Origin of the sequence: Sphaerothrix gracilis Ecp01 (assembly GCF_030405905.1) — a bacterium.
Taxonomy (GTDB): domain Bacteria; phylum Cyanobacteriota; class Cyanobacteriia; order Phormidesmidales; family Phormidesmidaceae; genus Sphaerothrix; species Sphaerothrix gracilis.
Window position 1 is genome coordinate 80,388 of the sequence record NZ_JASATW010000007.1, and the last position, 21,436, is coordinate 101,823.

General features: G+C 55.0%; 18 protein-coding genes and 1 tRNA gene. 12 read left to right on the top strand and 7 right to left on the bottom strand.

The genetic code is table 11. From position 1 onward, the window contains the following. Window positions 1-420 precede the first annotated feature (420 nt). A complete protein-coding gene (locus QJQ48_RS09475) occupies window positions 421-1,755 on the top strand; it encodes an amylo-alpha-1,6-glucosidase (protein ID WP_346290979.1) in 1,335 nt (444 codons plus the stop codon). Here the strand turns inward: QJQ48_RS09475 and QJQ48_RS09480 are convergent. Further along, window positions 1,731-3,044 carry an extracellular solute-binding protein gene (locus QJQ48_RS09480; RefSeq protein WP_346290980.1) on the bottom strand — a complete coding sequence of 438 codons (1,314 nt, stop codon included), beginning with the start codon at window positions 3,042-3,044 and terminating at the stop codon, window positions 1,731-1,733. The genes QJQ48_RS09475 and QJQ48_RS09480 overlap by 25 nt on opposite strands. Window positions 3,045-3,169: 125 nt before the next feature. Here QJQ48_RS09480 and QJQ48_RS09485 point away from each other — a divergent pair, with 125 nt between their 5' ends. Both QJQ48_RS09485 and QJQ48_RS09490 read left to right on the top strand, forming a co-directional pair. After that, entirely contained in the window at window positions 3,170-4,069 is a 900-nt protein-coding gene (locus QJQ48_RS09485; RefSeq protein WP_346291133.1) for an ABC transporter permease, read from the top strand. Window positions 4,070-4,153: 84 nt separating this feature from the next. Then, the gene (locus QJQ48_RS09490; protein ID WP_346290981.1) at window positions 4,154-5,428 is read left to right on the top strand and encodes an alkaline phosphatase family protein; all 1,275 of its coding nucleotides are present in this window, start codon (window positions 4,154-4,156) and stop codon (window positions 5,426-5,428) included. Window positions 5,429-5,432: 4 nt separating this feature from the next. Here QJQ48_RS09490 and gghA read toward each other — a convergent pair whose 3' ends face one another. From gghA to psbX, 3 genes are all read right to left on the bottom strand, one after another. After that, the gene (gene gghA / locus QJQ48_RS09495) at window positions 5,433-7,943 is read right to left on the bottom strand and encodes a glucosylglycerol hydrolase (RefSeq protein ID WP_346290982.1); all 2,511 of its coding nucleotides are present in this window, start codon (window positions 7,941-7,943) and stop codon (window positions 5,433-5,435) included. A gap of 289 nt (window positions 7,944-8,232) precedes the next feature. Continuing rightward, the gene (locus QJQ48_RS09500) at window positions 8,233-8,997 is read right to left on the bottom strand and encodes a Ycf66 family protein (protein WP_346290983.1); all 765 of its coding nucleotides are present in this window, start codon (window positions 8,995-8,997) and stop codon (window positions 8,233-8,235) included. A 147-nt stretch (window positions 8,998-9,144) separates the two neighbouring features. Next, complete coding sequence (psbX, locus tag QJQ48_RS09505; protein WP_346290984.1) at window positions 9,145-9,264, bottom strand: photosystem II reaction center protein PsbX; 120 nt, start codon at window positions 9,262-9,264, stop codon at window positions 9,145-9,147. A 250-nt stretch (window positions 9,265-9,514) separates the two neighbouring features. Here psbX and QJQ48_RS09510 point away from each other — a divergent pair, with 250 nt between their 5' ends. Then, window positions 9,515-9,805 carry a YggT family protein gene (locus QJQ48_RS09510; protein ID WP_346290985.1) on the top strand — a complete coding sequence of 97 codons (291 nt, stop codon included), beginning with the start codon at window positions 9,515-9,517 and terminating at the stop codon, window positions 9,803-9,805. Window positions 9,806-9,824: 19 nt separating this feature from the next. Here the strand turns inward: QJQ48_RS09510 and accC are convergent, their stop codons facing one another. Beyond that, entirely contained in the window at window positions 9,825-11,174 is a 1,350-nt protein-coding gene (gene accC / locus QJQ48_RS09515; protein WP_346290986.1) for an acetyl-CoA carboxylase biotin carboxylase subunit, read from the bottom strand. A gap of 229 nt (window positions 11,175-11,403) precedes the next feature. On the opposite strand from accC, the gene QJQ48_RS09520 reads away from it, so the two are divergent. Together QJQ48_RS09520 and QJQ48_RS09525 are read left to right on the top strand one after the other, a co-directional pair. After that, window positions 11,404-11,485 (top strand) — tRNA-Leu (locus QJQ48_RS09520). Between the two features lie 195 nt (window positions 11,486-11,680). Then, on the top strand, window positions 11,681-12,298 hold the full coding sequence (locus tag QJQ48_RS09525) for a chorismate lyase (protein WP_346290987.1): 618 nt from the start codon (window positions 11,681-11,683) through the stop codon (window positions 12,296-12,298). A gap of 28 nt (window positions 12,299-12,326) precedes the next feature. On the opposite strand, the gene QJQ48_RS09530 is transcribed toward QJQ48_RS09525, so the two are convergent. Next, window positions 12,327-13,373, bottom strand: coding sequence for a c-type heme family protein (locus tag QJQ48_RS09530; protein ID WP_346290988.1), 1,047 nt, complete (start codon window positions 13,371-13,373; stop codon window positions 12,327-12,329). Between the two features lie 156 nt (window positions 13,374-13,529). Here QJQ48_RS09530 and QJQ48_RS09535 point away from each other — a divergent pair, with 156 nt between their 5' ends. From QJQ48_RS09535 to QJQ48_RS09545, 3 genes are read left to right on the top strand one after another with little or no spacing between them, the layout of a single operon-like run. Next, window positions 13,530-13,964, top strand: a complete 435-nt coding sequence (locus QJQ48_RS09535) for an RrF2 family transcriptional regulator (RefSeq protein ID WP_346290989.1) — start codon at window positions 13,530-13,532, stop codon at window positions 13,962-13,964. A 5-nt stretch (window positions 13,965-13,969) separates the two neighbouring features. Beyond that, window positions 13,970-14,932, top strand: a complete 963-nt coding sequence (gene cysK, locus QJQ48_RS09540) for a cysteine synthase A (RefSeq protein ID WP_346290990.1) — start codon at window positions 13,970-13,972, stop codon at window positions 14,930-14,932. Next, window positions 14,932-15,645: a J domain-containing protein gene (locus tag QJQ48_RS09545; protein WP_346290991.1), complete on the top strand. Its 714-nt coding sequence runs from the start codon at window positions 14,932-14,934 to the stop codon at window positions 15,643-15,645. Before cysK ends, QJQ48_RS09545 begins: the two co-directional genes overlap by 1 nt. Window positions 15,646-15,718: 73 nt before the next feature. Here the strand turns inward: QJQ48_RS09545 and QJQ48_RS09550 are convergent, their stop codons facing one another. Further along, entirely contained in the window at window positions 15,719-17,524 is a 1,806-nt protein-coding gene (locus QJQ48_RS09550; RefSeq protein WP_346290992.1) for an ArnT family glycosyltransferase, read from the bottom strand. A 104-nt stretch (window positions 17,525-17,628) separates the two neighbouring features. Between QJQ48_RS09550 and der the strand changes: the two genes are divergently transcribed. The 3 genes from der to QJQ48_RS09565 are packed head-to-tail and all read left to right on the top strand — an operon-like array spanning window position 17,629 to window position 21,335. Beyond that, window positions 17,629-18,990 (top strand): ribosome biogenesis GTPase Der, encoded by a 1,362-nt coding sequence (gene der / locus QJQ48_RS09555; protein WP_346290993.1) that lies wholly within the window; start codon window positions 17,629-17,631, stop codon window positions 18,988-18,990. A 3-nt stretch (window positions 18,991-18,993) separates the two neighbouring features. After that, window positions 18,994-19,911, top strand: coding sequence for an energy-coupling factor transporter transmembrane component T family protein (locus QJQ48_RS09560; protein ID WP_346290994.1), 918 nt, complete (start codon window positions 18,994-18,996; stop codon window positions 19,909-19,911). Beyond that, window positions 19,908-21,335, top strand: coding sequence for an anthranilate synthase component I (locus QJQ48_RS09565; protein ID WP_346290995.1), 1,428 nt, complete (start codon window positions 19,908-19,910; stop codon window positions 21,333-21,335). Before QJQ48_RS09560 ends, QJQ48_RS09565 begins: the two co-directional genes overlap by 4 nt. Window positions 21,336-21,436: the final 101 nt, after the last annotated feature.

The following is a 21,436-nucleotide window of genomic DNA, read 5'->3' on the forward strand; positions in this document are numbered from 1 at the left end:
GACATTTTGCTTTGAAGCTTATTTTAAGAATTGTCCAGTCTGTCCTGCAGCAGCGCCACTCAGATTTTTTCAGTTCCCTAATTTCGTCCAATAGCTGATTGAAATCTCTAATCAAATCTTTATTTGACTATGTAAAAACTGTTAACCCCTTGCCATTTATCAAATGCAGTTTCTAAGATCAGCGATTAAGTAGTATGGTTTCAGCGGGTGGCAGTGGGGCGGTAATAGCAGCTCTAAATGACTTGGCTTTTGCTTGAAAAGGCTAAGATCTTGGGATTTTGAAAACTGCATAAGGGGCTATTCAATTAGCGCAAACTTGGCGCAGACCAGGCGGGTTTGCGTTGATTTTTATAGCCGAAAAATAGATTTGATTGACCGTTTCTATTCTCTGTAAAACTCTATAACAGGAGACTTTTAACGATGAAGATTGAAGATATTGCTTTAGCTGAGCAGGCCAAAAATATTTTGCATCAGAACTGGTTGGGAACGGCTACAAAACCTGCTCCTAGGCTTTACCCGCACCAGTGGAGCTGGGATTCCGCCTTTATTGCGATGGGCTATGCCCATTACGATCAGGCGAAGGCAATGCAGGAACTGCGATCGCTGTTTCGCGGTCAGTGGAGCAACGGCTTTTTGCCGCACATCGTCTTTCGTCAGCGGGAGGTGAAAGACTATTTTCCGGGGCCAGACTACTGGCAAACTGAGCGATCGCCGGAAGGCCCCAAGCCTCACCAGGCGGCCACCTCTGGCATTATTCAGCCGCCGGTTCATGCCACTGCCGCCCGCCATATTTACCGCCATGCCAGCGACAAAAAGGCGGCCAAGCATTTTTTGGCCGAGCTATTCCCCCGGCTGAAAGCCTGGCACTGGTATCTCTACCGCGATCGCGACATTGACAACAACGGCCTCATCTATATTCGCCATCCTTGGGAATCGGGGCAGGATAATTCGCCCATGTGGGATGCCGTTTTGCAGCGTATCAAAGTCAACCGCGAAACCCTGCCGCCCTATCGCCGCGTTGATCTCAACGAAATTGACAGCAGCCATCGCCCCAGCGATCGCGATTACGATCGCTACGTCTATCTGATGGTACAGGCTAGAGAAAATCAGTACGCGGAAACCCATATCCAGAAGAACTTTCCCTTTCTGATTCAGGATGTCTTGTTCAATGCGCTGCTGGTTAAGGCTAATCGTGACTTGGCCGCGATCGCAGAGCTGATCGACCAGGACGCTCAGCCTTTTCATGCCTGGGCGGATAAGACTGCTCGTGGCATGAACTCCAGACTTTGGAATGGCAAAAAATGCATTTATCAAAGCTACGACCGGGCCGCCCAGCAGCCTATTGATATCTCAGTTGCCGCTGGCTTTTCGCCGCTCTACGCTCAGATTCCCACCCATGCCCAAGCGGTGCAGATGCTGAAAACTTTTTACAACAGCAACTTCTGCGGCAGCGGTAGCTGGACGGTGCCCAGCTGCAGCCGCCAAGAAGCCGTGTTTGATCCTGCCCGCTACTGGCGCGGCCCCATTTGGATTAACCTCAACTGGCTGCTCATTCAAGGGTTTGAGAACTACGGCTTTTACCACGAAGCCGAACAGCTCCGCCAAAATAGTCTAGAGCTGCCTCGGCGCTCAGGCTTCTACGAGTATTTCAACCCCGATACGGGAGCCGGACTCGGCTCGGCTGACTTTTCCTGGACGGCTTCCCTGGTGCTGGATTTGCTGCTCAAAGATCAGCCTGCCGCTGAGGCCGCCTGACCGCCCTCTTTCAGCAGCGATCGCGTTTGCTCTGCCGCCTGCTGCATGGCGGCAGATGCAGTGGCCTCACCGACTAAAACCTGCCAGAGATGAGTTTGTAAAATCTGAGAAGCCTGCTCATATTCCGGAATTTGAGGCCGAAAAACCGAGCGAGTCTGCAACTGCTCTAGCAGTTGAGCAAAGTGGGGATAGGTGGCTAAAAGCTGCGGCTCGGTAAATAGAGCTTTGCGGCTGGGCAGATAGCCAGAAGCTAGGCTGAACTGGCGCTGGGCCGCAGTGCTAGTAAAGAACTCAACGGCTCGCCAAGCGGCTTCGGGGTGGGCCGCATTCTGCGCGATCGCTAAGCCCCATCCTCCTCGACAGCCCCGGCGAACGCGGCCCGGCAGGGCTAGGGTCGTCGATAAGCCCACTCGGTCGTGTAGGGGAGAATCGACCGCATTGGCCCGCTGCCAAAACTGAGGCCAAATCCGCAAAAAAGCCGTATTGCCGGTCTGAAACTGCTCAAACGAAGCCTGCTCAGCGTAGCCCAGCACTGTTCGCGGTGAGAGGCTGCGCGTCAGCGTATCCTGCAAAAACTGAACCGCTCGAACGGCTTCCGGCTGGTTGAGGCCCACTGACTGAGTCGCCGGATCAATCCAAAACCCACCGTAGCCGTCAAGAACTTCGACGAAATTAGCCACTAAGCTCTCGCCAGCTTGCCCCTGCCAGAGGTAGCTCCACTGTTCTGGTGGCTGTAGCGATCGCGCCACGTCAAACAAAGCATTGAACGTAGTAGGCAGCCCCACCGGATTCACTAGGGCCTGATTCACCAGCATCACGCCAATATCGGCGTAGAAGGGCAGCCGATAGAGCTGTTTTTGGTAGCGCCCCAGGTCAACTTCGCTGCTGACAAATTCAGAGAGCGCTGCTGATGACACCTGGGCTGTCAAGTCTTGCAGCCATCCCTGACTGGCGAATCCCGGTAGCCAAACAGCGTCCATGTAGACCAGGTCATAGCGAGGCTGGTCGGTCTGTAAGTCCGCCTTATAAATAGTCTGAATCTGCTCAGGCGTATAGGCTCCTGCCGCCAGCTCAATTTGAATGTCTTTGTTTTCAGCTTCAAAGACCTCAATTAACGGCTCCCAATAAAGCACTTCTGCCTGAGGCACCATCAGCGAAAGCGTCACGCCAGCGGACTGGCCTGGCCAGGTCAGCCAGAGTCCCATCAGACTCAAAACTTGCACCAGCAATAACCCTAGCAGCAGCCAGATAGCAGTTTTTCCCCAGGTCACGCACCGAAACCGCGCCATTTTCTTCTACAGGTTTGAAAATGTGAGCTGTTACTTTAATTTTTTGCTTTTCTCACTGTACCGACTTTAGGTGCTAAATCTCCGGGGCAATGGTAGGGTGTTGGTCAATGTTTCGAGCAACTGAGATGCCCAATCGCCAGAAGTTGGCGATCGCCAGCGGTCAATTATCCTGGCTGTGGCAGCGCCTACGCCGCGATCGCCCAGCTTTGATCAGCGCTTTAGTGCTGTTGCTAATTGGCTTAGCCGTTCTGGTGGGGCCTCTCGTGTATACAACGCCTATTGCCCAGATTGATTTTGGTCAGGCGACGCTGCCGCCTAGCTGGGAACATCCTTTTGGTACCAACGATTTGGGTCAAGATCAGCTCGCTCGCATCCTCTATGGCGGTCGGATTTCTCTAGCCGTGGGCATTGTGGCAATGCTGATTGCGATGACGCTGGGGGTTTTAGTCGGCGCGATCGCCGGTTTTTATGGCTCCCTGGTAGACGGCGGGCTGATGCGGCTGACGGATATGTTTCTCTCGCTGCCTCAGCTTCCCTTAGCGCTGATGGTGATCTATCTATTTGGCGATCAGGCCAGAGCCAGTTTCGGGCCAGAGCTGGGAATTTTTGTGCTGATTGTGCTGGTGATTGGCGGACTCAACTGGATGGCCGTGGCGCGGCTGGTGCGGGCGGGTTTCCTCAGCGTTAAGGAACGCACTTTTGTCCAAGCGGCGATCGCCCTGGGAGCATCACCGCGCCGTCTAATCTGGAGCCATATTTTGCCGAACGTGATTGGCCCGGTGATTGTGGCAGCGACGCTGGCGGTAGGCAACGCTATCATTGCCGAATCGACCCTCAGCTTTTTAGGACTGGGATTTCCGCCGGACGTGCCTACCTGGGGCCGGATGCTCTACGATGCTCAGAACTACATTGAGTCAGCGCCTCACATGGTGCTATTTCCAGGGTTAGCCATATTTCTAACGGTTTTGAGCATTAACTACCTGGGGGATGGCCTGCGGGATGCCCTAGATCCAAAAACCCGCTAGCGATGGCTGGATCGATTTAAGCTCTATATATGAACGCGGTTCCCATCTGCGCCCGACTGCTGCTCTCTTGAAACTGCGACTTCTATGCTGAACCTAGATTCTCTCCGGGCTGTGGAAGCGGCCCGCCTGGATGACAATGTTGGTAAGCCCCTCTACGAGTCTTACTGCTTCGCCCAAATTCCGCAGCTCGTGCGCTATCTGCTGACGGCGGAGACTGAGGCTGGCCTGCCGCTGACGGTTTTAGCAGGACTGCCGCAGCAGTACGAAAAGGTGATTTTAATTCTGGTGGATGGTTTTGGCTGGCGCTTTTTTGAGCGCTTTGGCGATCGCCTACCTCTGCTCCAGCGGTTTATGACGGCTGGGGTGGCTTCTAAGCTGACCACCCAGTTCCCGTCTACCACTTCAGCCCATGTGACGACGCTGCATACGGGGCTGCCTGTGGGCGAGAGCGGCGTCTACGAATGGTTTTACTACGAGCCGCTGCTAGACGCCATTTTTGCGCCGCTGCTGTTTTCCCTCGCCGGAGATAGGGAGCGAGAAACGGTCAGTCAAACGGGTATATCCCCAGCAGCTCTATTTCCCACGCAGACTCTCTATCAGCAACTCGCCCAGCAGGGAGTTAGGTCTTACTGCTATCAGCATCAAAGCTATGCTTACTCGCCTTTTTCTCAAACGGTCTGCGATGGGGCGGAAATGATAGGCTTTCGCACCCTGCCGGAGGCAATGACGAACTTGGCTGAGGCGGTCCTCACCCAGCCGGGTAAAGCCTATCACTGCCTTTATATTGACGTAATTGACGCGATCGCCCATAAGTATGGCCCCAGTTCGCCGCAGTTTGAGGCCGAGGTCAGAGCGCTGTGGCTGCTGCTAGAGCAGCTTTTACACCAGTCCCTCGCGGGTCAGCTACACGATACGCTGCTGCTGATTACGGCAGATCACGGTCAAACGGCGATCTCCCCAGAGCAAACAATCTATCTAAATCAGCTCAGTCCCTCGATTGAACCTTGGCTGCAGCGCAACGCTCAGGGGCAGCTCCTAGTGCCCGCCGGTGGCTCCCGCGATCTGTTTCTCTATATTCAGCCAGACTTTTTAGAGAAAGCCCATAGCTTACTGACCCAGCAGCTTGCTGGCAAAGCCACCGTGTATTACACACAAACGCTGGTGGAGTCAGGCTTCTTTGGCCCTCAGCCCTTACCCCGGCTGCTCAAGCGATTGGGCAACCTAGTAGTTTTGCCCCATCAGCACAAGCTGGTTTGGTGGTATGAAAAAGATCGCTTTGAAGAACACCATAAGGGGCATCATGGCGGCCTGTGCCGCGATGAAATGGAGACAATACTGCTGGCCCTGCCTTATCTCTAGCGACCTACAGCTTCTGCAGCAAGACTGCCTGACTGTCCTGCAGCTCAAAGACGCTGAGATCGTCTATGGCTAAATGCGGCGAGGCGATCGCCACCTGCCACTGTTTCAGATCAATTTCCAGCAGGTCACTCAGCTTGACCGTCAGCGGTTCCCCGCCCATGTGCGCTGCTATGACAATAGATTCGTCACCTGCGGGAGCCTGGCGTAAACCGTAGAACAGGGTTTGCTGGGCGTTGCTGACGCGATCGAAGCGATCGCCCGCTGTTAGGTTTTCTTTCAGCCAAGGCCGCGCATGGCGAAAGCGGCGCAGAGCCAGATTGAAAGCCGTTTGATCAGCCTCAATCACGTCCTGCTGCAGCCAGACATTACAGATCTCGTGGGCGTCCTCCATGAAGGCTTTAGCAAACTGCTTCAGCTTGCCCACATCTAGCTCCGTCAGGACTTTAGATTTACCAGGAACGTTGAGCTTTTGCAGCTCAGCGGCTGACTTACGGACTTGTGCTTCCTGCTTGACGGCTTCGGCATCTGCTTCTGTTCCTAGCCAGCACTGGCAAAGGTGTGCGACCTCATCAAGGTCATAGTGCGTTTCTTCAATGGCGTCATAAAGCCCCCGGACAAACTGACGTAGCTCGGCTAGCCGGGTAAAGCCCATCGCCTTGACACGCGGAAATAAGTCTGGGTAGTCGTAGGTCTCGGGAATGATTTGCCAGTCGAGAAAGCCGCCCGCCTCTTCGGCCACCACCTTGACCCCGTAGCGATCGTCCGTATTGCGCAAGAAGCCCCAGGGCGCCCGCATCGTGCAGTTAATGAAATCCATCGGCAGTCCGGGGCTGAAGCCATAGGTCAGCAGCGTAATGGCCGGGTTGTCGTAGGCGTTATGCAGCACTTCCGGCAGGATTTGACCTAAATTCCAGTTGATATCTAGGCCCGGATCCACCTGGGTACCGCGCCGCAGCGTGTCATGGTTGCCGCAGCCCGTAATCCAGTTAGCGCCAAGCTGCATAACTTCGTTAACGCGCCGCCACTTTTTGTCCCAAAAGCCTTTGAGACTAGGGGTGTTGTGGGCAAAAATCAGCGGCCCCCACTGAAACGCCTCCGGCTTAAATTCAATGATGCTGCGATAGGTCGAGACTTCTTCCCAGCCTTCAGCAGGCCAGGGCCGACCGTCTTCAAAGATGGCAAACAGCCGCCGCTGATGGCCTTCAATCTGCTGCCTAATCTCGGCCATATCGCTGAGATACTGGTCGTCGTATTCCACTTCGCCGGAGAGGGGATTGAAGAACTTAAAGTCTTGTGCCCCGTCCACGCGAATGCCGTCCACACCCGTATCGTTTTTGCGTCGCTGCATTTCCAGCAAAATTGCTCGGACGGTAGGGTTCTGATGGTTTACGTCTTGGCCGTACATGTTGGGGCCTTTGAGAAAGCGCCCGTTGAGCAGGTTGAGCGCCTGATTGTCGGCATGACCGTAGACGATGTCGTAAATAATTTGGATTGGCCCGGTGGGAAAATTGTGCAGCGTCTCAATAAATTCCACCAGTTCGTGGGGTCTGAGGGTGCGCAGAACGGAGGGATTGGTGGCCGAACAGCCAAAAATAACGATGTCATAGCCCCAGTTCTGAGTATCTGGCTTTTTCAGCGTAATTTTAAGGTTGCCTGCCTCGTGCTCAATCCCTTCGGTTTCCGGGTCCATCTCGGCTTCGTCAGCTTCGTTGAAGATAAAAAAGCCGTGTCCCAGTTCGTGTTTGCCCAAATACTCAACCGTGGGTTCAATCGGCAGGGGCTGGATGGCATCATAGCCAATAAAGTTTTGCTCAGTTGGGGTCAGCGGTTCTTGCTGCCTAATTTTTTGGGCGATCTGCTGGTAAACCTCGGTCAGCCCGGCGAGGCTGCCATCGGGGGAGGCGGTATTGACGTGGAGCTGCAAAATACTGCTGGGAGGCTGCACCTGAATAACGCCGTCTGACGCCGCTTCCCCTTGGGCAAAGTAAGTCAAGTCGGCGCGATCGCGCTGCAGGCTTGCCATGTCGTAGACTTCAGCCGGAGCATAGACGCCATAGGGCAAAGAGTAAGCAAGGCAGTCCCCGATCACCTTCACCTCGTTGGTATTCATGTCGAGGTAGCGCAGCCAATAAAACGAGCCAAAGCTGTCTTTAGTTCCGGCTTTAACCCCAGAGAGGACTCCCCAAAAAAACTCCCCCTGCTTCTCTAGCTGCACTGAACTGCGGCGAAAGGCAACCTGCTGTAAAGGCCGGAGCGGATCAATTGCCTGCTTGGGGGTAAAAATTTCCAAATAGATGTTTTTAGGCTGCACCATATCTGCGCCTAGCTCAGGTGCCCAAAAGCCAATTTCAGTCAGGCCATCTTCAGGGCGATAGTGAGCGCCTAAGCGCGTAGCTAAAAGCTGAGCCTTTTCAAACAGGGAGCGATCGCAGTGATGGATCTGATCTGCCCAGTCAAGCAGCTTTTGAGTTTCGTCGGCAATCAGTTGAATTTGAGCCGGAGCGGTAGCAACCATAGAGTTTTCAAGATATGTAGTCTGCACTGGCAAAGCCGTCAGCGAATAGCTTAACAAACGTTCACTCGCGGTCATAAGATAACGGCTACATTGAGGCAATGCTGTTTGGCATGAGCATCTTGACCGTCTCTGCAGAGTGCAGATCGATTATGGGCAGGTTTGGGCCGTCCTCAAACCCTCTATCGGGAGATATGGCGGCGAGCCGATTTAAAGCCAAAAGTAGCTGAGGGACTTGATCATCCTTCAGCTACTTTTAGCTAAATTCTGCGGTAAAAGCGATCGCGGGTAGCTAAATGCCTGGGTAGGGATAGTCTGACTGCCCTTCCGGCTGCCCTTCTGGATAGCTGACAGGGCGATAGTTAACGTAATCAGCATCGGGGCTTTCATCGCGGGGCGGCTGATTTCTGGGGCCGCTGCGACGAGGGGGGACGCGATCGCCCGGTAGGGGGCGTCCGCTGTCGCGGCTGGCGGGAGGAACGCTGCGGCTAGGCCGGCGAACAGGTCCTTCTCCCCAAGCGGCTTCATCCCGAATATCGGCATCGGGACGAGGCGGACGGCGACGGCGAATCCGATCGCTGCTAGGATTCAGGCGGCCAATCGATTCGCTACGCTCAGGGCGGCGATAGTCATCGTCATAGTCATCCCGGTAGCGGCTGCGGGAGGCCGGAATGCGACGGTTGCGCGGGGCGCGATCGCCAAGCTGGTCTAAATCATCTAGCTCAGCCCGGTACACCCGGCTCACAGGTCGATCATCGTCTACCACAGGCGTGCGCTGCTTGGCCTGCTCTGTGGCGACTCCGCGCAGTCGAATGCTCTCAACCGCAAAGAAAATAGCCGAACCGCCCAGCATTAACTGACCAAACTGCAGAATCGGATCGAGCCGCCAGCCGTTAAAGAAAAGAATGCCGCCAGCCCCTAACGCCACCGCCGCAAAAAAGACGTCGTGGTCGCGGGCGAGATTGGGGCGAAACGATCTTAAAAAGTACAGGGCCGCGCCTGACACTGCCAGCGCAATGCCAATAAGACTGGCAAAGGATAGACCGACATTAACCATTGATTTCTCCGGGATTGAGCCTAGATTTTAGCGGGTCTCTCGCTAGGGGCTTAATTTCTTAAGACCTTCCTATAGTTTAAAGGGGGTCACTCAAATGTGCCCCCTCCAATCTGCAGAACTCATACAGCACTCATACAGTCGTTAAACTTAAGAGCGCTGAATTTTGTCCCGCTGGCTGATGAATACAAGCCCCACCACAACGGGGACAACTACGATAGCAGCCCCTGCAGCCAGGCTCAACAGAAAATTCGCTAGAGAGGGTGTCATGAATTTTTACCTGCTTGACGAAAGATGGAAAAATATTATTTCTGTAACTTATCTTATCTGGCTGTCTCAGCCTTGGGAAGCTGATAGTCTGACAAATACGCTTTTTGAACCAAAATATTGCCTCAGCTAGGCTGGTTAATCGAAGCTATTGAGCGATGTCTAAAGTAAAGCAAGCTGTCAGTTAAGATGAGAGGAGCTAGGTTTACAAAGCTTAAACATCTAGCGCTGCGGTATTGGAATGATCACGACTATGAGCCTATCTGAGATTGCTAGCGTGACTGGCTGGATTGTTGGCCCCCTGCTAGGGCTGATGACGCTGCTATTTATTTTTCGGATTGTTTTGACCTGGTATCCCCAGGTTGATCTCAATCGTCTGCCCTACAACCTAGTCGCCTGGCCGACCGAACCTTTTTTGATTCCGGTGCGTAAGCTGGTTCCTCCCATTGGCGGCGTGGATATTTCGCCGGTAATTTGGGTGGCCATTACGAGCCTGCTGCGAGAGCTGCTAGTGGGCCAGCAGGGCCTGCTGAAAATGTTTTAGCCCGTTCAAGCGACTAGAATCACTGTGGCATCATCACCTGATTGACAAAGTTAGTGTAGACCTCGCCCTCTAGAAATTCTGGGCGCTCCAAGACCTTTTGGTGAAAGCTGATGGTGGTGGGCAAGCCAGTAATGGCGCATTCTCGCAAAGCCCGCTTCATGCGGCGGATCGCCGTCAGCCGATCGGGTCCCCAGACAATTAGCTTGCCAATCAGGGAATCATAGTAGGGCGGAATCTCATAGTCCGTATAAACATGGGAATCCATTCTGACCCCCAGTCCGCCCGGTGCTAAGTAGCCGCTGATGCGTCCGGGATTGGGCCGGAAGTTGTGATCAGGATCTTCAGCATTGATCCGACACTCAATGGCGTGGCCCCGCAGCTTGATATCTGCCTGCGTGAGAGAAAGCGGCTCTCCTTGGGCAATGCGAATTTGCTCGGCGATCAGATCTAGCCCCGTTACCATCTCGGTGACAGGATGTTCCACCTGGATGCGGGTGTTCATTTCCATGAAGTAAAACTCGCCGGAGCGATCGAGCAGAAACTCTACCGTCCCAGCCCCGACGTAGTTGATTGACTGGGCCGCTCGGACAGCAGCTTCCCCCATAACCTGACGCAGTTCGGGTGACAGGGCCGGACTGGGCGCTTCTTCTAAGAGCTTTTGGTGGCGGCGCTGAATTGAGCAGTCTCGTTCACCCAAATGAATCACATTGCCGTGGCTATCTGCCAAAATTTGAAACTCAATGTGGCGCGGCTGTTCGACAAATTTTTCTAAATAGACCCCCGGATTGCCAAAGGCTGCTTCTGCTTCTCCCTGGGCCGCAAAAAAGGCTTTGCTTAGCTCCTCTGGATTCCGTACCAGGCGCATCCCCCGACCGCCGCCGCCAGCAGTGGCTTTGATGATGATGGGATAGCCAATTTCTTTAGCGATCGCGGCTGCTTCCTGTTCGTCGGTCAGCAGGCCATCACTGCCCGGCACCGTGGGTACCCCCACGCGCTGCATGGTTTCCTTCGCGGTAGATTTGTCTCCCATAGCCAGCATGGCGGCTGGCGTAGGGCCAATGAAGGCAATTTGATGGTCAGCGCAGATCTCAGCAAACCGGGCATTTTCGGCTAAAAACCCATAGCCGGGATGAATTGCGGTGGCATTGCGCGTCAGGGCAGCGGCAATAATGTTGGGAATGTTGAGATAGCTTTTGCCGCTAGAGGCTTCTCCAATACAAACGGCTTCATCGGCAAGCTGCACGTGCAAAGCCTGACGATCAACCGTCGAATGAACCGCCACCGTCGCAATGCCCATTTCTTCACAGGTGCGAAGAATGCGTAGAGCGATTTCTCCCCGGTTGGCAATCAGAATTTTGGAAAAGCGCATCTGCTAGCTCAGTTGAAGTGAAAATAAGGGGGCAGGCCGACCTGTTGGCCCCTGGCGATCGCGGCTAATCGCTAGTCAAACTCCTGGCGATCGCGCGGCTGACGATATTTCTGCATCATATGACGGAAGCTGATTTTATCACGCAGCCGAGGCCGCAATTATTTTGACAGCCCGTGTTTCCAATGCTGACAATGCGATCTATAATCAGTCTCTGTGGTTACGTTTCCCTGCGGATGTGGTGGAATTGGTAGACACGCACGCTTGAGGGGCGTGTGGCGTATGCCTTGCGAGTTCGATTCTCGCCATCCGCATTAACTTTAGACCCGTTTTTGAGGGGGCCGAACATCATGCTCGGCCCCCTTGAACGTAGCTTCTCCAGCAGGGTAGAGAACACTGCCCCCAAGCTGAGCCGTTCGCCCACAGCAAGGAGATTGGCGGCCCTGCTGCGGCAAGGAGAAAATCAACGTATTATGATGGTTGTAATTGAAGTTTTGTAACAATTCGTTTTGACTTCGGCCTATCAGCAACTAGAAGATGCAGCCCTGCCCTCAACCTGGCTTGCCCTCGACCCGATCTGGCAGGGGAGTGAAACTGTTGTCCAAAAAGGACTACCCCATCACCAGCTAGCCCCCGCTTGGCAGATTCTCCTGTTGGGTGACGGCTCTCCTACCCGTCATCTCCAACTGCTGACGCGAGAGCGCACCGAGGTTGATGTGATCGATATGTCTCCGGTGGGGATGCACCTAGACGGTGCCCCAGCGCTGATTCGCATGGTACCGGGGCCGCGCCTGCGCCGCCAGGTTTGGTTGCGCACGGCCTCAGGGCAGCGCCTAGCCTACGCCACATCCTGGTGGGAGGCCAGTCACGTAGACGAATATTTGCAGAATCGTTCGCTGCCAATCTGGGCCAGTCTGGCCCGCCTACGCACCGAGCTTTACCGGGACATCCAAGGGATTCACTACGGCGAATCAGCTCATTTGGAGGCCGCCTTTGAGCAGGAGGGACCGTTCTGGGGCCGTCACTATTTGTTTTGGCACGATGGTAATCCGCTGACGCTAATTTATGAGGTCTTTTCCCCCTATCTAACCCGCTATCTGGGGCCGACCCATGTAGAGAACAGATAGCGTGGGCAATGCCCACCTGACAAAAGGGTTATTGGTTACGAGCTTGGCGCGATCGCTCAATCAGTTGCCTGCAGTTGATCTCGCCGGTCATTTGCTGCAGCAGATCAAGCTGTTTGCGCTCGTCAGTTTCGTAGTGCAGCTTTTGCAAGGTCTGCCGCCAGCTCCGTTCACGGCTGCAAACCGACTGCACCATATCCTGAAACAGGCGCGCTAGCTGGCCGATCTCGTCTTGCCGCTGGGTGATTTTACCAAGCTGTGCGATCTCTAGAGCCTCATCAGCTTCGCTATCAATCTGTTCATTCGAGAGCCGCTGGGCCGCCCGCGCCATCGGCACAATCGGCTGAATCACGCTGCGCCGTAGCAGCCAGTTGATCAGCAGAATCACCAGTAAAAAACTGCCGACAAACACCCCCATCATCAGGGCGAACTGCCGACGATAGCTGCTAAAGACCGCTGTGGCAGGTACGTACATAATTTGGGCCGCCACCAGCTCATTGAGATGCCAGCCAAAGCCGTTTTCATCGCCGTAGGCTTCAATCAGGCTCTGGGGAGCGCGATCGGGGGTGCTGTGGCAGACGAGGCAGCTTTCTTTGGCCACGCGCATGGGCCGGGCGACATAGAACAGGGAATTTTCCCCCACACCGCGAAAGCCTTCTGTCTCAGTCAGGTCGTCTTGCTGGCGAAATCTCTCTAGGACGCCCAGTTCAAAGCGATCGGCGCGATCGCGCAGGTTGGTGGGATTGAACGAGGCTTCTTTATACAAGAAATTCTGGTAGTTCTTTTCGGTGCGAACGCTCTCAAAAATTTCTCTAGCTGAAAAAGTAGGCAGCGATTCGGGGATGAAATCTTGTTCGGTGTCGTACTTAGCGGTGAGCAGCGGGTTGATGCGGCTATTGGTATAGTCCCGAATGGAGTTCATGGTTTCCATCATCAGCATGGCCTGATCGGCTACCTGATGCTGGGCGCTGAGATTGGCTGTCCGCGAGAGCAGCAAACCGCTCAGCAGTGAGCTAACCACAAAGACAGCTCCCAAGATCAAAGAGAATTTCAGCCCTAGCCGTAACCGTTTAATCATGGCGCTCTCCCGCTGGCAGTGCATTCACCCTAGTGAGGGAAAGGGGAGAAGCCGGGAAGATAAAGTTTGAGCCTTGATCCCCAATACTCCCAAACCCCAGTGGGGAACCGGAGTATACTAGAGCTATGTCTGAATATCCTCATCACTCCTGGGCTTGTGGAACTTACCTGTAAAAGCGAATATGCTCTGATGGCGCTGTTAGAACTGAGCGCGCATTACAGCAGCGGAGAGCCGCTGCAAATTCGCCAAATTGCCAATCAGCAGAATATTCCCGATCGCTACCTGGAACAGCTTCTAGCAACGCTGAGACGGGCCGGACTGGTTCGCAGCCAGCGGGGAGCCAAGGGAGGCTATTTGCTAACGCGGGAGCCTTGGCAAATTACGCTGCACGAGGTGATTTGCTGTATTGAGGGGTTAGATGCCCAAGCAGAACCGGAGACAACGCCTAAAACCGCAGAGGGCGCTGTTGTCTGCGAGGTGTGGCAGGAGGCCCGACAGGCAGCAGAGGCGATTCTGCAAAAGTATACGCTGCAGGACTTGGTAGATAAGCGCAACGCCAAACGACAGCTAGACCTGATGTATTACATTTAATCACTATGAATATCGCGCAGGACGTGACTCAACTGATTGGCCGCACGCCGCTGGTGCGGCTTAATCGTATTCCCCAGGCAGAGGGCTGTGTAGCCGAGATTGTGATCAAGCTAGAGGGGATGAATCCTTCGGCTTCGGTGAAAGATCGCATTGGCATCAACATGATCGAAGCGGCAGAGCGAGCCGGGGATATCACGCCGGGAAAAACGACGCTGGTCGAACCCACCTCTGGCAACACGGGAATTGCCCTAGCAATGGCGGCAGCCGCTAAAGGCTATCGCCTAATTCTGACCATGCCGGAAACCATGAGTTCGGAGCGACGCGCCATGCTGCGGGCCTATGGGGCCGAGCTAGAGCTGACGCCGGGAATTGAGGGGATGGGCGGCTGCATCCACCGGGCCCAGGCAATTGTCAATTCCACGCCGGATGCCTACATGCTGCAGCAGTTTCGCAATCCGGCTAATCCTGAAATTCACCGCCGTACTACAGCCGAAGAAATCTGGCAGGATACCGACGGCCAGGTGGATATCTTCATTGCCGGGGTCGGTACGGGCGGGACGATTACTGGGGTGGCTGAGGTAATCAAGGCGCGTAAGCCTGAGTTTCAGGTCATTGCTGTGGAGCCATTGACCAGTTCGGTGCTTTCCGGCGGACAGCCCGGTTCCCACAAGATTCAGGGCATTGGCGCGGGCTTTGTGCCGGAGGTGCTGCGACAGGATCTCATTGACGACGTAGTGACGGTGACGGACGAGGAGGCGATCGCCTATGGGCGGCGCTTAGCGAAGGAGGAAGGGCTACTCTCTGGCATTTCCACTGGTGCCATTCTGTGTGCAGCTATCAAGGTTGGGCAGCGACCGGAAAATCAGGATAAGCTGATTGTGATTGTGCAGCCCAGCTTTGGGGAGCGCTATCTGAGTACACCATTGTTCCAGGATGTCGAGCTAATGGCGCCTGCTACGCTGGGTTAATGATTTACCCAAATCACTATCAAACTCTAGAAATTACTGAAGCTGCCACCCAGAGTGAGGTGAAGCGGGCCTATCGTCGCTTAGCCAAGCGCTATCACCCCGATCGCAACTCCGTAGAATCCAGCCACGAGCAGATTACCTCGCTCAATGCGGCCTATGAAGTTTTAGGCGATCCGCAGCGCCGCTCGCAGTACGACCGCGATCGCCAGCAGGCACGGGCATGGGGCGGCAGAAGCAGCACTTCAGTGCGCGATCGCCAGCAGCGCACCGCCGACTTGCAAAACCTCTATCGCCAGCAGCGTCAGCAGGCTAGGGCCGCAGATACCCACATTGAAACCTGGCTGCGTCAGGTCTACGGCCCGGTGGATCGGCTAATTGCTAAAATTCTTAAACCGCTGCGATCGCAGATTAAAGAACTCTCTGCTGACCCCTTTGACGACGAGCTAATGGAGGCTTTTCAGGCTTACTTAGAAGAATGTCGTGACTGGTTAGAGCAGGCCAGAGCTAAATTTGCCTCCATGCCCAACCCGGCCAACGCGGCAGGGGTCGCGGCCAATCTCTATTACTGCCTCAACCAGCTAGAGGACGGCATCGAGGAAATGGAGCGCTTCACCTACACCTACGAAGAAAACTACCTACACACCGGGCAGGAGCTGTTTCGCATTTCCAACCAGCTCAAACGGGAGGCTAAGTCGGGGACCAGCGCCATGTAAGCCAGTCCGGTAGGACGTGTTAGGCAAAGCCGTAACGCCTCGTTCTGCAAGGTTTTGATGCATTCCGCTAAATTCAAAATTCAGAACTGTTACGAGGCCCAAGCCGCACGAGCTGATAGGGAGCTGGATCTGTCAGTACCGTCGCTGAGCGATCGCCCCAGTCAACTTTTTCAATCTCCGGCGATCGCCCCACCAGCAGCACCGAGTCGGTCGCGGCTTCAGCAGCCAGATAGGCCTCAACCGAGTCAGCACTTTGCAAATAGTTCACCGGACGCTGGGTGTAGAATACCAGGCTCGGTTTCTTAAAGCCCGTCATCACAATGGGTTCTCCCGGCTGCTGCTGCGCCACGAGGGTGGCGGCAATCTGGCGTAGGGGGAACTGCCGTTCAACATCGGCAATCTCTAGGGCAGGCACCATCGTCAGGCAGACAAAAGCAGTAAAAGCGACCAAATTGACGCTCCAGAGCCAGCGCGTCTGCCGAATCCCTACCAGCAACAGACCGATTGCGGCGGCTAAAATCCAGATGATCGCGCCGTGTAGCATAATGCCGGATTCACGCACCAGCTGGGGCAGATCAGGCATAGCCGGATCGTCTCCCATCCAGTTGGGGCTATAAAGGGCTGCTCCTGCCAGAGCCGCTAGCAGCAGTAAATTAGCGGCCACGCTGAGCCAAAAGCCCCAGCTAATGCGGTTGGGTTTTAGCGCAATCATGCGATCGCTCCACAGCAGCCCCACTAGAATCGCCGCAGCGGGCATTAGCGGCAGGACGTAGCTGGGCAGCTTAGTGACGGCAACGCTGAAAAAGATGAAGATGCCCAAAAACCAGGCCAGAGCAAACAGGCCCAGATGGGCCGATCGGGGCTGAGCCCGCCAGTAGTTTACCTGCCAGAATTTCAGACGGGCGATCGCCTGGGGTAGAAAGACTGACCAGGGAATAAAGCCCACCAGCACCACTAAAAAGTAAAAATACCAGGGGGCCGAGTGACCATTGACCACGCTGGTAAAGCGATCGACGTTGTGATAGCCGAAAAAGGAATCAATGTACGTCTGTCCATTTTCTAGAATCACCAGCACATACCAGGGCACCGTAATCACTAAAAAAATCAGCAGTCCCCCCAGCAGCCGCATTTCTCCCAGCACCGCCCGCAGCCGCCCTAGATAGAGCAAAAAGCCGATGACGATCAGGCTGGGTAGCACTACCCCCACTGGCCCCTTCGTCAAAACCGCCAGCCCCATTAATATATAAAAGCTGAAATACCAAAGGGTTTGCCGCTGAGGCCGATCCGGCTGAGCGTAGCCCAGAAAAAATGACAGCAGCGCCGTTCCCATGCAGCCGTTCAGCAACATATCTGAGACGCCGATCCGCGCCCACACCATCGTTTCCGGATTGAGGGCCATGATGGCAGAGCCGATCAGCGCCGACAGCCATAGAGCATTCTGGCTGTGATGGCTGAGCTGAGTACCCGCAGTGTCCGTAGTCGCCTGAACCAAACCCGGTTGGGGAAAGCCAAAGCGCCGCAGAACGTAAAAGCCTGAACAGGTGAGGGCGATCGCCGCCAGGGCTGAAGGCAGCCGCACCGTCCACTCGCTGACCCCTCCTAGCTGAAAGGCGATCGCCATCAGCCAGTAGACCAGCGGCGGCTTGTCAAAGCGGGTTTCCCCGTTGAAGTAGGGCGTCACCCAGTTGCCAGTCTCATACATCTGGCGAGAAGCTTCGGCAAATAAGGGTTCGGTTTCATCTATTAGGCCAACATTTCCTAACTTCCAAAGAAAGGCTATACCGCAGGCGATCGCCAGCCATAGCAGGGAAAAAGCAGCGGCAAAGCGCGGATCAGTGCGGAGCAGCTTGAGCAACGGGCGACGGACAGATCGTTTCATGCTGTGAGAAAAGGAAACCCGCTCGATCGTATCAGGCGACGGTGCCTCGCTGAGCTTCTACAATGGGTGAATGGGTTTTTGTAAAAAGAAGAGTCGCCCGATCTATGCCGCTGCCAATTGTTGCTATTGTGGGACGCCCCAACGTGGGCAAGTCAACCCTAGTGAATCGCCTCACTGGCGAGCGGGAGGCGATTGTACACGATCAGCCCGGCGTCACCCGCGATCGCACCTATCGTCCTGCTTTCTGGGGCGATCGCGAGTTTATGGTCGTCGATACCGGTGGGCTAGTGTTTGACGATGACAGCGAGTTTTTGCCCCACATTCGCGAACAGGCGGCTATGGCTATGAGCGAGGCTAGCGCCGCTGTTATGGTCGTGGACGGGCAGCAGGGGCCAACCGATGCCGACACTGAGATTGCTGACTGGCTGCGGCAGCAAAATGTGCCGGTGCTGCTGGCGGTCAATAAGTGTGAGTCCCCGGAGCAGGGCCTGATCCAGGCCGCTCAGTTTTGGGAGTTAGGCATTGGTGAACCCTATCCGGTTTCCGGTATTCATGGCAATGGCACTGGCGAGCTGCTAGAGCAGCTAGTGGAATATCTGCCGCCGGTGATTGCAGATGAAACCGATGACGAAATTCGCGTGGCGATTATTGGTCGGCCCAATGTGGGTAAGTCCAGCCTGCTAAATGCTTTTGTCGGCAATACGCGATCGATTGTGAGTCCGGTATCAGGAACCACCCGCGACGCCATTGATACCGTCGTGACCCGGGGAGAGCAAACCTACCGGCTGGTGGACACCGCTGGAATTCGCCGGAAGAAGCAGGTGGAATATGGCACTGAATTTTTCAGCGTCAACCGGGCCTTCAAGGCAATTCGCCGCTCTGATGTAGTGCTGCTGGTGATTGACGCCATTGACGGCGTGACGGAGCAAGATCAAAAGCTGGCAGGCCGCATTGAAGAAGACGGTAGAGCCTGCATCATTGTGGTAAACAAGTGGGACGCGATTGAAAAAGATTCCCATACCATTTACGACCACAAGCGCGATATCAGCGCCAAGCTCTACTTTATGGACTGGGCCGAGGTGATTTTTACCAGCGCTCTCACCGGCCAGCGAGTGACCAAAATTTTAGATTTAGTGGATTTAGCCGTGGCCCAGCACCGCCGCCGCGTCACCACTGCGGTTGTCAATGAAGTTTTAGAAGAAGCAACCCGCTGGCACACCCCCCCCACCACGCGCCAAGGCCGACAGGGCCGGATTTACTATGGCACCCAGGTGACGGCCCAGCCGCCTTCTTTCACCCTGTTTGTCAATGATCCCAAGCTGATCACCGAGAACTATCGTCGCTATGTGGAGCGACAGTTTAGAGAAAATTTGGGCTTTGAAGGGACGCCTATTCGCCTGTTTTGGCGGGGCAAGAAAATGCGCGAGCTAGAGCGCGGCAGCGCTAACCGAGCAACTAAGGTCTAGGGCATGGATTTACTGCGATCGCTGCCTTTAGGACTCTACCTAGAGCAGCCGGTTACCTGGCTGCACCACCTCGATCCCCGAGTCAAAATGGTCTGGCTGATGAGCTTTTTAGCCGCGCCGATTCTGGCCAATGACCTGTGGCGCTGCATTTTGGTAGCTGTTCTCATAATGCTCACCCTCAGCGCTCGCATCCCGCTGCGGGTTTGGCGACAGCAAATGGGCTGGCTGCTGCTGTTGGGGACGCTGGTGTTTTTGCTGACCATGATTACCCCCGATGGCTTGGCCATTGATCAGCAGCCCCGCTTGCCCACGCCCGCAACAATCGCAGAACTCGATTCTCCCCCGGAAACGTGGCCTACTTTTCCCCAGCCGACAGGCTACAACTATATTTTGTTTGAGCAGGGGCCAATTACCGTCAGCCAGCAGTCTTTTGCCCTAGCGATTCGGGTCAGTACGCTGCTATTCACGCTGATCTATGCCACCAATCTGTTTTTACTGACCACGGCCCCGGAAGAAATTACGGCGGCCCTAGAAGATCTGATACAGCCCCTCAAATATATTGGTCTGCCAGTAACTGAAGTGGCCTTAACCGTGACGCTAGCGCTGCGCTTTATTCCCCTGGTGTTAGAAGAGGTGCAAAACCTGGTTCGCTCGGTGCGGACACGGGCGATTAACTGGAAAAAGCTGGGGCTGAGGCGAGCGGTGCAGATCTGGCTGATGGTGGCAGAGCGGCTGCTGGAGAACTTACTGCTGCGGGCTGAGCAAATTGCCTCAGCGATGCAGGTGCGGGGATTTACTAGCCCTAATAAGCATCAGGTGGCTTGGCACCAACTGCGGCTGCGCTTTTGGGACTGGATCGCCTTTGCGGTTCTGCTTGGCTTTTGGTGGATGCGCCTATTTTGGGGTGGAGAAGCAATTTGACTGCACTGCCGCCTTGGCACTGGCGATCGCTGCCCCTTCTAAATCGAACTGGCTCAGATGTCTTTGCCGCCTTGTTTTGGCCTGCGGCCAGCTCAGCTACCGGATTGAGCCAGATAGCTACCCTGCTGGAAAGCCCTGCTGCTGCCAGTCCGCTCAGCCGCTATTCTCTCTGCGCCGGATCGCCTCGCTGGGTTGAGGGTCAGCCTCAGGTGTGGACACCCTCGATCGGGCATATTCTGCCGCTGCTGCGATCGCGCCTAAGTCAGTCCCGCCAAAATCCCCACCCCGATCTGCCGGTAGATTTACCGTTTCAAGGGGGCTGGCTGGGCTGGCTGGGCTATGACCTAGCCTGGGAAATTGAGCAGTTGCCCTGGCTCAAACCGGATGGCCTGCCGTTTCCGGTCGCCTTTTGGTATGAACCGGCTGAGTTTGCCATCCTCGATCAGCAGCAGCAAACTTTGTGGCTAGCAGCGACTGAAAAAGAACGCTTGACAACGCTAGCCCTGCAGCTTGAAAACTACGATCCCCACGCGATCGCTACCCGTTCCCCGCTCAGCTCTGAGCCGCAAAAGCTCAGCCTGGAATCGACTCAGGCCCAGTATGAGGCCGCTGTACGTCAAGCTCAGCAGCATATTCAAGCCGGAGATATTTTTCAGGCCAATCTCTCGCTGCGGTTCTCCACTCAGATTTGCCAGCATCCCTGGCAGGTTTACTGTCAGCTCCAGGCGATTAACCCTTCCCCCTTCGCTAGCTACTGGCATACGCCTTGGGGAGCCGTTGTGAGCTGCTCGCCAGAGCGCTTAGTGCAGCTAGAAGGGCGTCAAGCTCAGACCCGCCCGATTGCGGGAACGCGATCGCGTGGCAGCAGCCCGCAGCAAGACCAGGAACGCGCCGCTGATCTGCTGAGCAATGAAAAAGAGATTGCTGAGCATATCATGCTGGTGGATCTGGAGCGCAACGATCTCGGTCGGGTTTGTCAGTGGGGATCAGTGACCGTAGACGAACTGTTGAGCATTGAGCGCTACAGCCACGTCATGCATTTAGTCAGCAACGTCACGGGCAGGCTTAGCCCCAACCAGGACGCTGTCTCCCTGATTCAGGCACTCTTTCCGGGCGGCACCATCACGGGCTGTCCTAAAGTACGCTGCATGGAAATTATTGAGCAGTTAGAACCCGTGCGCCGCAGCCTGTTTTATGGCTCCTGCGGCTATTTAGACTGGCGGGGACATCTCGATCTCAATATTTTAATCCGGACACTGCTGCTGGCACCGCAGCCAGACTCACTCAGCTATCAGGTTTGGGGGCAGGTTGGCGCTGGTATTGTGGCCGATAGCAATCCTACCCGTGAGTGGCTAGAGTCTTTGCAAAAAGCCAAGGCGCAGCTGCTTTCACTGGGATCGCTAGAAACATTTCCTCTAAGATAGTTTTGAGCTGCCAGGAAAACTAGCCAGCCGCGTCAGGCAGTCAAGGCATTTGCAGACACAATACCTAAATTTTTGCCTTTACAAAAATAAAAGCGACTTTT

Coding starts and splice junctions, on each gene's coding strand:
- QJQ48_RS09475 (WP_346290979.1), top strand. CDS start 421: ATGAAGATTGAAGATATTGCTTTAGCTGAGCAGGCCAAAAATATTTTG.
- QJQ48_RS09480 (WP_346290980.1), bottom strand. CDS start 3,044: ATGGCGCGGTTTCGGTGCGTGACCTGGGGAAAAACTGCTATCTGGCTG.
- QJQ48_RS09485 (WP_346291133.1), top strand. CDS start 3,170: ATGCCCAATCGCCAGAAGTTGGCGATCGCCAGCGGTCAATTATCCTGG.
- QJQ48_RS09490 (WP_346290981.1), top strand. CDS start 4,154: ATGCTGAACCTAGATTCTCTCCGGGCTGTGGAAGCGGCCCGCCTGGAT.
- gghA (WP_346290982.1), bottom strand. CDS start 7,943: ATGGTTGCTACCGCTCCGGCTCAAATTCAACTGATTGCCGACGAAACT.
- QJQ48_RS09500 (WP_346290983.1), bottom strand. CDS start 8,997: ATGGTTAATGTCGGTCTATCCTTTGCCAGTCTTATTGGCATTGCGCTG.
- psbX (WP_346290984.1), bottom strand. CDS start 9,264: ATGACACCCTCTCTAGCGAATTTTCTGTTGAGCCTGGCTGCAGGGGCT.
- QJQ48_RS09510 (WP_346290985.1), top strand. CDS start 9,515: ATGAGCCTATCTGAGATTGCTAGCGTGACTGGCTGGATTGTTGGCCCC.
- accC (WP_346290986.1), bottom strand. CDS start 11,174: ATGCGCTTTTCCAAAATTCTGATTGCCAACCGGGGAGAAATCGCTCTA.
- QJQ48_RS09530 (WP_346290988.1), bottom strand. CDS start 13,373: ATGATTAAACGGTTACGGCTAGGGCTGAAATTCTCTTTGATCTTGGGA.
- cysK (WP_346290990.1), top strand. CDS start 13,970: ATGAATATCGCGCAGGACGTGACTCAACTGATTGGCCGCACGCCGCTG.
- QJQ48_RS09545 (WP_346290991.1), top strand. CDS start 14,932: ATGATTTACCCAAATCACTATCAAACTCTAGAAATTACTGAAGCTGCC.
- QJQ48_RS09550 (WP_346290992.1), bottom strand. CDS start 17,524: ATGAAACGATCTGTCCGTCGCCCGTTGCTCAAGCTGCTCCGCACTGAT.
- der (WP_346290993.1), top strand. CDS start 17,629: ATGCCGCTGCCAATTGTTGCTATTGTGGGACGCCCCAACGTGGGCAAG.
- QJQ48_RS09560 (WP_346290994.1), top strand. CDS start 18,994: ATGGATTTACTGCGATCGCTGCCTTTAGGACTCTACCTAGAGCAGCCG.